General features: G+C 66.7%; 12 protein-coding genes. 6 read left to right on the top strand and 6 right to left on the bottom strand.

The window, feature by feature from the left end; genetic code table 11:
* Positions 1–517: 517 nt before the first annotated feature.
* The gene (locus NKH30_RS25360) at positions 518–1759 is read left to right on the top strand and encodes an MFS transporter (protein ID WP_023678198.1); all 1242 of its coding nucleotides are present in this window, start codon (positions 518–520) and stop codon (positions 1757–1759) included.
* Here the strand turns inward: NKH30_RS25360 and NKH30_RS25355 are convergent, their stop codons facing one another.
* The 6 genes from NKH30_RS25355 to hemC form a co-directional block, all read right to left on the bottom strand.
* Positions 1760–2476, bottom strand: a complete 717-nt coding sequence (locus tag NKH30_RS25355; protein ID WP_292657163.1) for a glutamine amidotransferase — start codon at positions 2474–2476, stop codon at positions 1760–1762.
* Between the two features lie 18 nt (positions 2477–2494).
* Positions 2495–2974, bottom strand: coding sequence for a tellurite resistance TerB family protein (locus NKH30_RS25350; RefSeq protein ID WP_352997434.1), 480 nt, complete (start codon positions 2972–2974; stop codon positions 2495–2497).
* Between the two features lie 39 nt (positions 2975–3013).
* Positions 3014–4621, bottom strand: a complete 1608-nt coding sequence (locus NKH30_RS25345) for a heme biosynthesis protein HemY (protein WP_352997433.1) — start codon at positions 4619–4621, stop codon at positions 3014–3016.
* A gap of 8 nt (positions 4622–4629) precedes the next feature.
* The gene (locus tag NKH30_RS25340) at positions 4630–6120 is read right to left on the bottom strand and encodes a COG4223 family protein (protein WP_352997432.1); all 1491 of its coding nucleotides are present in this window, start codon (positions 6118–6120) and stop codon (positions 4630–4632) included.
* 324 nt (positions 6121–6444) lie between these two features.
* Positions 6445–7158 (bottom strand): uroporphyrinogen-III synthase, encoded by a 714-nt coding sequence (locus NKH30_RS25335; protein WP_352683753.1) that lies wholly within the window; start codon positions 7156–7158, stop codon positions 6445–6447.
* 1 nt (position 7159) lies between these two features.
* Entirely contained in the window at positions 7160–8086 is a 927-nt protein-coding gene (gene hemC, locus NKH30_RS25330) for a hydroxymethylbilane synthase (protein ID WP_352540855.1), read from the bottom strand.
* 94 nt (positions 8087–8180) lie between these two features.
* Here hemC and tsaD point away from each other — a divergent pair, with 94 nt between their 5' ends.
* The 5 genes from tsaD (at position 8181) to NKH30_RS25305 (ending at position 11856) form a co-directional block, all read left to right on the top strand.
* Complete coding sequence (tsaD, locus tag NKH30_RS25325) at positions 8181–9266, top strand: tRNA (adenosine(37)-N6)-threonylcarbamoyltransferase complex transferase subunit TsaD (RefSeq protein WP_352997435.1); 1086 nt, start codon at positions 8181–8183, stop codon at positions 9264–9266.
* Positions 9263–10273 (top strand): NAD(P)H-dependent glycerol-3-phosphate dehydrogenase, encoded by a 1011-nt coding sequence (locus NKH30_RS25320; RefSeq protein ID WP_352997431.1) that lies wholly within the window; start codon positions 9263–9265, stop codon positions 10271–10273. Before tsaD ends, NKH30_RS25320 begins: the two co-directional genes overlap by 4 nt.
* Positions 10274–10299: 26 nt before the next feature.
* Entirely contained in the window at positions 10300–10596 is a 297-nt protein-coding gene (locus NKH30_RS25315; protein ID WP_352613159.1) for a YciI-like protein, read from the top strand.
* 181 nt (positions 10597–10777) lie between these two features.
* Positions 10778–11203 (top strand): EVE domain-containing protein, encoded by a 426-nt coding sequence (locus NKH30_RS25310; RefSeq protein WP_352997430.1) that lies wholly within the window; start codon positions 10778–10780, stop codon positions 11201–11203.
* Entirely contained in the window at positions 11158–11856 is a 699-nt protein-coding gene (locus tag NKH30_RS25305; protein ID WP_502896515.1) for a class I SAM-dependent methyltransferase, read from the top strand. The genes NKH30_RS25310 and NKH30_RS25305 overlap by 46 nt, the downstream gene beginning before the upstream one ends.
* Positions 11857–11890: the final 34 nt, after the last annotated feature.

Raw genomic sequence — 11890 nt, 5'->3', positions numbered from 1 at the left:
GCCCCGCCCGCGCCCACGCCCGTCAAGGGTAGGGGCAGGAAGGCCAAGGCGACGGCCTAAAGCATCGTTCGAAGCCCTGCAAACGCAAGCCTCGAAGATTGGCGGGACAGCGCCCCCCTCTGTCCTGCCGGACATCTCCCCCTCAAGGGGGGAGATCAGCTGCCTCGCCGATGGCGCTACGCTTTAAACGTACAAATCTTTGAACGTACAAATTGCCTTCGAAGCCGGAGACTGGCGAAGGACGTCGCGACGTCCAATCTCCCCCCTTGAGGGGGAGATGTCCGGCAGGACAGAGGGGGGCGCGAAGGAACTCGACCTGCGCGCCAAATAACCCTCTCCATCTCCGCCGAGCGTGGTTGCCGCCTGCAATTGGTATGGCAGCCTGAAAAAAGCTGGAGCCACGCCGGATTTTTGCGCGCGCCCTGCGCCGAACTGCGCTAAAGGCTTTGTTGGCCGGACCAGCGCCCATCGTGGAAGTGCCCCGCCGGCCGACATAGCCGCCACGGGGCCTTATTCCATGACCACAGAATCCCAAGTACCATCCGACCAGCGCTATGCCGCCTTTCGCCATCGGCCGTTCCTGAGCTACTGGGCGGCGCGCTTCCTTTCGACATTCTCCACCCAGATCGTGTCGGTCGCCGTCGGCTGGCAGATCTACGATCTGACCCGCGACCCGTTCGACCTCGGCCTTGTCGGCATCGTCCAGTTCCTGCCTTCGCTGCTGCTGGTGCTGGTCACCGGCGACGTTGCCGATCGTTTCGGGCGCCGTCTGATCATGGCGCTGGCGGTGCTGGTCGAGGCGGGCTGCGCCTTGGCCCTGCTGCTGCTGACGCTACGCGGCCTCTCCGGGCCGATGCCGGTCTTCATCGTGCTCGCCATGTTCGGCATCGCGCGCGCCTTCTTCGGGCCGGCCTCCTCATCGCTGTTCGCCAATCTGGTGCCGCCCGAGGATTTCGCCAACGCCATCGCCTGGAACTCGTCCGCCTGGCAGACGGCAACCATCGTCGGGCCGGTCGCCGGCGGCCTGCTCTACGGGCTTTCCGCCGAAGCCGCCTACACCACCGCCGCCGTGCTGATGCTGGTTGCCGCCGTGCTGATCTTCACCATCCCGAAGCCTGCCCAGCGCAGCCGGACCGACAGGCCGACGGTACAGACCCTGTTCGCCGGCTTCGGCTATATCTGGAGCGAAAAGATCGTGCTCGGTGCGATTTCGCTCGATCTGTTTGCGGTGCTCCTGTCCGGCGCCTCGGCGCTGCTGCCGGTCTACGCGCGCGATATCCTCGAACTCGGCCCATGGGGGCTCGGCCTGTTGCGCTCGGCGCCCGGCGTCGGCGCCATCTGCGTCGCCATCTGGCTGGCCGGACACCCGATCCGCAACCATGCCGGCCTTGTCATGCTCGGCTTCGTCGCGCTGTTCGGCGCGTTCACGGTTCTGTTCGGCCTCTCGACCATCACCTGGCTGTCGATTGCGGCCCTTGCGCTGCTCGGCGCCACCGACATGTTCAGCGTCTATATCCGCGAGACGCTGATCCAGCTGTGGACGCCGGACGACGTTCGCGGCCGCGTCAACGCTGTCAACCAGGTGTTTGTCGGCGCTTCCAATGAGCTCGGCGAATTCCGCGCCGGTACCATGGCGGCGTTGATCGGCACGGTTCCGGCCGTGGTGGTCGGGGGTGTCGGGGCGATCGCCGTTGCCGGCCTATGGGCGGTGCTGTTCCCGCAGCTGCGCAAGGTGCGTCATCTCAGGGGGCGAAACTGATTACCGCAGCGCCGGCTTGCCGAAAATCATCGGCAGGAACTCGCCGAGCCAGCGCTTGAGGTGCATGTCCCAGATCAGCCGGCCGCCGAGATGGTCGCGGCCGGGCTGCGCGCCGGGCAGTTCGAAGCGGTGCGCGCCGCGCACCACCCAGCGCTGCATCATCGCCCGGGTCAATTCGCCATGGAACTGGATGCCCCAGGCATTGTCGCCGTAGCGGAAGGCCTGGTTGGGATAGGTTTCGGCCGTCGCCAAAAGCGTCGCGTCCTTCGGCAGCGAAAAGCCCTCGCGATGGAATTGATAGACCATCTCCGGCCAATGCATCAGCCTGCTGCCCGCTTCGGTCGCCTTCAGCGGATACCAGCCGATTTCGACGAGGCCCTCGCCGTGGCCCTCGACTCTGCCGCCAAGATGCTTGACCAGCATTTGCGCGCCGAGGCAGATGCCAAGCAGCGGCCGGTTCTCGTTGAGCGGAATTTTGAGCCAGTCGGTCTCGCGGCGGACGAACTCGTCGCCGTCATTGGCGCTCATCGGCCCGCCGAACACCACGGCGCCGGCATGGCCATCCAGCGTCTGCGGCAAGGCCTCGCCGAGCGGCGGTCGGCGGATGTCGAGGTCGAAGCCTTCCTCGATAAGCATATGGCCGACCCGTCCGGGGCTCGAATGCTCCTGATGCAGCACGATCAGGATCTTTGGTCTCGGACTTGGCTTGGGCGGCATTGGAAGGCGGGATCCTGTCTATTCGTCGCTTGAGGTTCCGGCAGCACCAGGAGCCGCGGCGGCCGCCTTGAGGCGCGCCTCGACACGGTCGCGACGTTCGACGCCGATCAGCTCGGCGACCCGCCACACGGTATTGTCCTCGAGCTCGTGCAGCTCGCCATCGGCATAGACGATCTCCCACATCAGGCCGATGAAGGCCTTTCGCGCCTCGGCGTCGAGATGGCGCTTGAGCGCGCTGGTGAAGGCGTAGAGGTCGATCGCCTCATTGTCGGCCCGCTCGCCGGCAGCCGCCAACGCGTCGAGTTCGTCACCGCTGATCGAGTAGCTTTCCGCCAGCACCTTCTTGAACCGTTCCCATTCGCTATCCTGGCGCACCCCGTCGGCGTTCATCACGTGGAAAAGCAGGGCGGACGCGGCAATGCGCGGATCGTCGGCGCTGGGGCTGGCGCCACCACCGGACGGCAGATCCCTTAGAAACGACAAAACGCGTTCGAACATCAAATCATTCCCAATAAGCCCGGGTCCACTCGACCCTGATCAGAACAAACGAAACCGGCGCGTCGATTTATCCGCCGCGTCGTCTGGATCGACGCCGGGGTCGTCGGGCAGCCGCGTCAGCTCCTGCGCCGGCTCGACGGCCTCGGCATCTTCCGGCACTTGGGCAAACGCCGCCGCGGTGATTGGTGTCACATGATCCTCGCCGGCACGGTCGTCCATCTTCTCCTCGGTCGCTGTGCCCGGTGTCTCCGCCGTGTGCTCGATCGTCCCGGCTCTTTCCTGTACCGGCCTGGCTGGAGCCGCGATGGCCGGCACCTGCACCTCCGGCGTATCCTCATGACCGTCGATCAACTGCCCGAGCCGCTCCATCGGCGCCCGCCATTCGAATGCATCGAGCCTGCCGGTGATCGGCGATACCGGAGCCCAGCGGTCGGAGACGACACCATCGGCAACCCAGGCCGGGTCGCGCGGCGCTCTCACCGCCTTCGACAGCAACTGCCGCACCTTGCCCTGGTCGGCGGTCTCGGCCTCCTCGATATCGGCCAGCAGCAGATAGGCGCCTTCGCGGCGATCGATGCGGATGGCGGCTTCAGCCTCGCGGCGGGCGGTTGAAAAATCCTGCGCATCCAGCGCGGCGCGCGCCACGGCAAGCGAGGACTCGGCATGGTTCTTCTTCAGCTCCTGCAGCTTCTTTGCCCGGTTCAGCCGGTCGAGCACGGCGTCGCCCGGCCTGGCATGGGTGTAGAGCTCGGCGATCTCCGGATGGGGCTCGGCCTTCCACGCCGCCTCGAGGATTTTCGAGCCTTTGCGCACGTCGTTCTGCCTAAACAGCAATTTCGCCGCGACGACCGCCGCCGGTGCAAAATCCGGCCGCAGCCGGTTGGCTTCGAGCGCCGCCGCCCTTGCGGCATTGGCATCGCTGTCGATCAGCGCCTGCGCCTTGGCGGTCAGCAGCACGGCGCGGCGCCGGTTGGCGGCGTCACGCTCGATCTGCCGGGTCGACTTCTGGGCGTCGACCAGTTTCAGCGCGCCATCCCAGTCGCCGCGTTCGGTCAGGTCTTCCAGCGTCGATTCGGCCGCCCAGGCCAGTTGCGGCGCTACCGCCGCGGCACGGCCGGCATAGTGGCGGGCTGCGTTGCGGTCGCCGAGCCGCTCGGCCTCGAGATAAAGCCCGCGCAGGCCGAGCAGCCGCATTTCGGGATCATCGAGCATGGTCTCGAACTTTTCGCGGGCGCCTTCATGGTCGCCTTCGAGCAGTGAGGCCTGCGCGTCGAGCAGCTGGATCAGTGGCTCCTGATCGGAGCGGATCAGCTTTGCCGCTTCCTTGGTCTTCTTGCGGGCGAGCGCGCCGTCACCGGCCCCGGCGGCGATCATCCCGGTCGACAGCGCCTGGTAGCCGCGGTCGCGGCGACGCACGCGGAAATAGCGCGAGATCGTATAGGGGCTGTTCCACAGCGCCTTGATCAGCCACCAGACGATCATCACCGCGGCAACCACGGCAACGACCGCCACCGCCGCGACCATCAGGCTGACCTGGTATTGATAGCCATTGAAGGTGACGAGCATTTCGCCCGGCCGGTCGGCCAGCCAGGCGAAGCCGAGCCCGAGCGCAAAGACGACGGCAAGGAAGGCGAGGATGCGGATCATCGGGTTCCTCACGCCTTCATCGCGCCGGCGATGAGCGAATCGATCAGCGTCTCGACCTCCATCCGCGCTTTCAGCTTGCCGGCAAAGTCGGCGCCGGCGGCCTTGGCCGCCTCAGGCAGGGTTTCGTATTCGCTGAGCGCCTTGGCGTAGTCGCCCTGGTTGACCGCGACCTCCATGCGCGCGACGGTTTCCGGGACGCCGGTGCCTTCGACGGCGCCGATCGGCCTGACCTTGACCAGCGATTCGGCGCTGGACAGCAGCTTCTGCAGGATGCCGGCATTCTGGTCGATGGGAGTCGCGGCAGCGACCATCGCGTTGGCGGCGCCGTCCGCTTCGGCGGCGATCTCGGAGCGCATCGGGACGCCCTTTTCGGCATAGGTGCGCAACGTCGCGATCTCGGGTGCATCGGGTGAGATCGCGGCAAAGGTTTCGAGCTCGGCGGCGAACGGTGCACCACGGTCGAGCGCTGCCTTGAGCGCCGAAGCGGCAATGGCCAGTGCGATCTTCGGCTGCGAAGCCTGTGCATCGACCTTGCCCGAGATCTGTGAAACCGACCGTTCCAGGGCCGCAAGCCGGCTGTCCTGCGCCTTTGTCGTCTCGCCGGCCGATTTCACCAGCGCATCGAGCGCGGCCAGCCTTTCGTTGAGCGGGCCGAGATCGACCGGCGCCGTACCGCCGGCCTTGCCGAGGGCCGCAACCGCCGTCTCGATCTGCCTTACCTTGTCGCCAAGTGCCGCCAGGCCGGCATTGTCGCCGGCACCGCCTTGCTCGACCGCCGACTTCAACGTCGCAACGTCCGCCCTGACCTGATCCAGCGCCGACGACAGCCCGTCCACCTTGGCCGATGCGTCATTGTTGGCGCCGGCCTGTCTGAGGTCCGCGACCTCGCGTTTCAGCGAAACGATCTCACCATTGACTGCGTCGAGCGACACGCCGCCCGACCCCGGCGCACCGAGCAGGCCGGCAAATTGCAGCCCGCCGGCCGCGGCGAGGGCGATGACGCCGCCGACAATACCGGCGGCGATGCCGTTGATGCCGCTTCGCTTCGGCTGCGCTGCCATATGATCGTCCCTCGTCTCAGCTGTCTTCTCGCCGGAACCTGGGATCCCCGGTTCGTTGGCCCCGGTTCCGCTGGATGCATCTTCGAAACTGTAGTCGGAAACCGTGGAGCGCCCGGCCGGCGCATCCGAACCGGCGGGATAAGGGGTTTCCGCTTCCCTGGCAGAATCGGCGCCGGCGTCCGCCGGCTCTTGCGTGCCGGCCGGCGCGGCTGCGTCGGCATGTTCCCATGGCTCGAGATCGGTCTGGTCCGCATGCACCGGCTCTTCAGGTGGCTCCGGCTGCGAGGCGTTCGCCGCTTCCTCGGCCCGCGCCTCGTCGGTCTGCGAGGTCACGGCATCCTGTTCGTCGGCGACTCGCGAGACGGCGCCAGGTTCGAGCTCGATGGTCACCGGCTCACGGCGGCTCTTGGAATGCCGCATCTTCGGCGTCTTGACCATGCTCGGGCTCCGCAAAATTCGCTTCGGGATGGTTTGAAGGGTCTAGCACATCACCAAGCGGTGAAAAGGGGCGGCGTGATGACGCCACGGCTTGGAATTCAGTTTTGGCAAAACGCCGCAGGGCCGAATCCGCGTTTCAAGCCAAGGCCCATGCTCGGCACACAAAAAACCCGCCTCGGCGGGCGGGTCGTTGGAGCCAATTGGCACCGTAACCAAATTAGTAGCATAGCTGCCGGCACAAAGCAAGAACAAAATGTGCCCGAGAGCAATCACCTGAGTTTGGCGCCGCCCCTCAAGGACGGCACAGAGCCGCAGCGAATGCCATCAGCGCGGCGCCTGCAAAAGTCCTAGCAAGGCATCTTCGTAGGGCTCAGGCGCAATCCGGATCCTTTCGCCGGCGACATCGCCGATGGCGGCGGCAATACGTCCCGACAAGGCAAAAAAGCGCGTTTCCTGGAAAAGGCTACGCAGCGCCGGCCGGCTAGCCAGGGCCTGCATCGCTTTTGCCGCCTTGGTCGAATAGAGCAGCACCGCCTCGACCGGCCGGGCGGACAGGCGCGCAAGAACGGCCTCGTCGGAGTAGTCCAGGACAACGGTGTCGTAGGTCTCGACGGCGCGGACCTGAACGCCCGACGCCAACAGCCCTTCCTCGAAGCCGGGAAATCGCACCCGCCCGCAGAGATAGACGATCGTCTTCCCCGCGTAACCGCCAGCAAGCGCATCGGCCAGCGCCTCGGCATTGCCCGCGCCTTCGCTGACCGACAGAAACGCGGCAGCGCGGGCGGCTTCCGCCGTCTTCCTGCCGACGGCGTGGCACGGCAAGCCGGCGAGCGCCGCGATGACCTCTTTCGGCGCATGGCGAACGGCATTGGCGCTGGTGACCGCGACCGCTGCGGCGTCAGCGAGCGCGCCGGCATCGACCGGCAGCGCCACGGTTCCGGTCAATGGCAGCAGGATCGGCTGAAAGCCGGCATCCGCAAGCCGGCGCCCCGTGCGCGACGCGCCCGGTTCGGGCCTCGTCACCAGGACGCGGAGCATGTCAGGTCCAGCCATCGAAGAATGTTTCGCCGGCCTTGGCCCGAACGGTCGCCGCGGCGTCCGCGCCAATGCGCGCCGCCTCCTGCGCCGGCCCTTGCAGCCTGACTTCATGCGACTGCGTGCCATCGGGCGAGATGATCAGCCCGGCAAAGGAAACCGTTCCGCCCGATATCGTCGCATGTCCGGCGATCGGCGTGCGGCAGGACCCGTCGAGCGCCGCCAGGAAGGCGCGCTCGCAGGCCAGCGCCTCGCCGGTCGGCCCGTCGTGGATCGCTGCCAGCATCTGTTCCACGTCGCGGTCTCCGATGCGGCTTTCGATGCAGATCGCGCCTTGCCCCGGCGCCGGCGGAAAGACCTCGAGCGGCATCAGGTCGGTGACGACGTCTTCGAGCCCGAGCCGCTTCAGCCCGGCATAGGCGAGGATTGTGCCGTCGGCGATGCCGTCGTCGAGCTTGCGCAGCCGCGTCTGCACATTGCCGCGAAACATCACCACCTCGATGTCCGGCCGCATCCGCCGGATCAGCGCCTGGCGCCTGAGCGACGACGAACCGACCCTGGCGCCTTGCGGCAGGCCGGCAATCGTTCGCGCCGCCTTGCCGATGAAGGCATCGCGCGCGTCCTCGCGCGGCAGGAACGCGGACAGTTCGAGCCCCTCGGGCAACAGCGTCGGCATGTCCTTCGACGAATGCACGGCGATGTCGATGCGGCGCGCCAGCAGCGCCTCCTCGATCTCCTTGGTGAACAGGCCCTTGCCGCCGGCTTCCGACAGCGGCCGGTCCTGGATGCGGTCGCCGGTGGTCGAGATGACAACCACCTCGAAAGCTTCCGCCGGCATGCCGTGCGCCGCCATCAGCCGCGCCTGCGTTTCATGCGCCTGCGCCAGCGCCAGCGGGCTGCCGCGTGTTCCGATTCTCAAGGTTGTTTGCATGACGCGTCGTCCGTGATAACCCCCGGCAGGTTTTCGGGCTTTCTCCTATCGGGGAAAGGCCGGTTGCACAATCATCGAGGACAGCGACGAATTGATCCGCGTTCTGGGCATCGAGACGAGTTGCGACGAGACCGCCGCCAGCGTGGTGGCGCTGGACGGTCGCAGCACGCCGCAAATCCTGTCGAACATCGTGCTCAGCCAGATCGAGGAGCATGCTGCTTTCGGCGGCGTCGTGCCGGAGATCGCCGCGCGCGCCCATGTCGAGGCGCTCGACGGCATCATCGAGGCAGCGCTGGCCGATTCCGGCGTCGAGCTCGCCGACATCGATGCGATTGCCGCCACCGCCGGCCCCGGTCTTGTCGGCGGGCTGATCGTCGGCCTGATGACGGCCAAAGCAATCGCCGCGGCAGCAAAAAAACCGCTGATCGCCATCAACCATCTCGAAGGCCACGCGCTGACGGCCAGGCTGACTGACGGGCTCGACTTTCCCTACCTCTTGCTGCTGGTCTCCGGCGGCCATACCCAGATCGTCGCCGTGCGCGGCGTCGGCGACTACCAGCGCTGGGCGACGACGATCGACGACGCGCTTGGCGAGGCCTTCGACAAGACGGCCAAGATGCTCGGCCTGCCCTATCCGGGCGGACCGAATGTCGAGAAGGCGGCGGCAACCGGTGACGCGACGCGTTTCGCCTTTCCGCGCCCGATGAAGGGCTCCGTGCAGCCCGATTTTTCCTTCTCCGGCCTCAAGACCGCGGTGCGCCAGGCGGCAACCGCGATTGCCCCGCTGAGCGACCAGGATGTCGCCGATATCTGCGCCTCGTTCCAGGCGGCGGTCGCGGATGCGCTGGGCGACCGTGTTGCGCGGGCGCTGACCCGGTTCCGTCAGCAATTCCCGGGCAAGGCCGCGCCTGCATTGGTTGTCGCCGGCGGCGTCGCCGCCAATCGGACCATCAAGGCGACATTGCAGGGCCTGTGCGAGCAGGCCGGGTTCAGCTTCGTCGCGCCGCCGCTTAACCTCTGCACCGACAATGCGGCGATGATCGCCTGGGCCGGCATCGAGCGCTTGCGCGCCGGCATATCAGGTGAAAACGCCGCCGATTTCGTGCCGCGCTCGCGCTGGCCGCTGGACAGCGTCTCGGCCCCGATGGTCGGCTCGGGCCGGCGTGGGGCCAAGGCATGACCGGCAGCGAGCACAAGGCGCCAAGCGGCTGGCGCGTCGCCGTGCTCGGCGGCGGCGCCTGGGGCACGGCGCTGGCGCTGGCCACGCTGCGCGCCGGTCATTTCGTCCGCCTCTATGCGCGCGACCCGGAGACCGTCGCGGCGATCGACCGTGGCGAAAATCCGCGCTATCTGCCGGGCATCGCGCTCGATCCCGGCATCGTGGCGACGAGCGACATCGAGGCGGCGCTAGACGGTGCAGACTGCGTTCTGGCGGTAGCGCCGGCGCAATCGTTGCGGATTATGCTGACGGCCGCGTCCAGCCATATGCCGGAAGGCGTCCCGCTGGTCCTCTGCGCCAAGGGCATCGAGCGCGACACCGGCGCGCTGCTATCGTCCATCACCGAGGAAATACTGCCGGCAAATCCGGTCGCCGCTTTGTCCGGCCCAAGCTTTGCCACCGATGTCGCCAGGGGCCTGCCGACGGCCGTCGTGGTCGCCGCCCGCGACGAGGCTCTGGCCACCGACCTTGCCGCCCGCTTTTCGGCGGAAAATCTGCGCTGTTATTCGAGCGACGACCTGATCGGCGTCGAGATCGGCGGCGCGCTGAAGAACGTCTTTGCCATTGCCGCGGGTGCCGTCACCGGCGCCGGGCTCGGTGCCAGCGCCCAGGCGGCGATGGTGACGCGCGGCTTCGTCGAATTGCGCCGCATCGGCGCCGCCTTTGGCGCCAGGCCGGAGACGCTGATGGGGCTTTCCGGCCTCGGCGACCTGCTGCTCACCTGCTCGTCCGCGCAGTCGCGCAATTTCGCCTATGGGCTGGCGCTGGGGCAAGGCAAGCCGCTTGCCGGCCTGCCTTTGGCCGAAGGCGTGCCGACGGCGGCAATCGCCGCCCGCATCGCCGGCGAGCGCCGGATCGACGCGCCGATCATCGCCGCCGTCGCCGCCATACTGGACGCCACCATAACCATAGACCAGGCTGTGTCGGCGTTGATGACAAGGCCACTCAAGACCGAAACCGACATGTAATCGCGAACGATTGCGGAGATGGAAAGATGCTGTTTGCGTTGATTTGCAAGGACAAGCCAGGAAGCCTGCAGGTGCGGCTCGACACGCGGTCCGATCACATTGCCTTTCTGGAAGGGCTGAACGGCGACAAGAAACTGGGTTTCGCCGGCCCTTTCCTCGACGCCGACGGCAAGCCGGACGGCAGCCTTGTCGTTGTCGAGGCGCCCGATCTGGCGGCGGCAAAAGCCCTGTCGGCGGCCGATCCCTATACCAAGGCAGGGCTGTTCGAAAGCGTCGAAATCCGGCAATGGAACTGGAGCTTCAACAAACCTGTGAGTGAATGATCGTTCGTTCGCGCTGCCCCTCATCCGCCTGCCGGCACCTTCTCCCCGTGAAGAACGGGGAGAAGGGAGAAGCTCCAGCGCTGGCGACCCCTCTCCCCGTCCTTACGGGGAGCGGGTAAGGGTGAGGGGCAGCGCCAACGCTGGATAGCGACAAACCGACAACGGCAACGGGATAACTGAGATGAACCACTGGCTGTTCAAATCCGAACCTTCGGTCTTCTCCTTCGAGGACCTCAAGGCCAAGGGCAAGGCCGGCACGCAATGGGACGGCGTGCGCAATTATGCGGCGCGCAACAACATGAAGGCGATGCAGATCGGCGATCTCGGCTTCTTCTACCATTCCAATGACGGGCTGGACATCGTCGGCATCGCCGAAGTCTGCGCTCTGGCCCATCAGGACAGCACCACCGACGATCCCCGCTGGGAGTGCGTCGACATCCGCGCCTTCAAGGCCATGCCGAAGCCAGTGACGCTGGAGCAGGCCAAGGCCAATCCAAAGCTGGCCGACATGGCGCTGGTGCGGCTCGGGCGGCTGTCTGTGCAGCCGGTGACTCCGGCCGAATGGCAAGAGGTTTGCCGCATGGGCGGCCTGACGCCGGCGCCATGACGGCGCTGACGCCGGACAGCGCCAGGAAATTCATCCTCGACAACACGGCGCTGATGGCGCCGCCGCATGTGCCGGAGATCCGCCTGCACCTGGCCGACGAGGCGCACGAACTGTGGCAGCGGACCGAGGACGAGCTGACCGAAATCGGCCTGCCGCCACCCTTCTGGGCTTTCGCCTGGGCCGGCGGCCAAGGCCTTGCCCGCTACATCCTCGACAATCCGGCGGCGGTGCGCGGCAAGCGCGTGCTGGACTTCGCCTCCGGCTCGGGCCTTGTCGCCATTGCCGCGGTGAAGGCCGGAGCTGCCGAGGTGATCGCCGCCGATATCGACCCATTCTGCGCGACCGCGATCCGCCTCAATGCCGAGGCAAATGGGACCGAGATAAAATTCCTCATCGGTGACTGCATCGGCAGCGATGCCGGCTGGGACGTGGTGCTGGCCGGCGACGTCTTCTACGACAAAACTTTCGCCGACAGGCTGATGCCGTGGTTCGTCGCGCTGAAGGCGCGCGGCGGCGACATCCTCGTCGGCGATCCCGGCCGTTCCTATCTGCCGAGGGCGGGACTGGAACCGCTTGCCGTCTATGAAGTGGCGGTGACCCGGGCGCTGGAGGACGCCGAGGTCAAGCGCACCACCGTCTGGCGCCTTGCTTGACGGCATCGCCGAACAGGCGTTCCATCGCGCAATC

This window comes from Mesorhizobium sp. M1273, assembly GCF_040318195.1.
Taxonomy (GTDB): domain Bacteria; phylum Pseudomonadota; class Alphaproteobacteria; order Rhizobiales; family Rhizobiaceae; genus Mesorhizobium.
The sequence above is the reverse complement of the archived record's forward strand: the minus strand, read 5'-3'. Positions and strand labels throughout refer to the sequence as shown.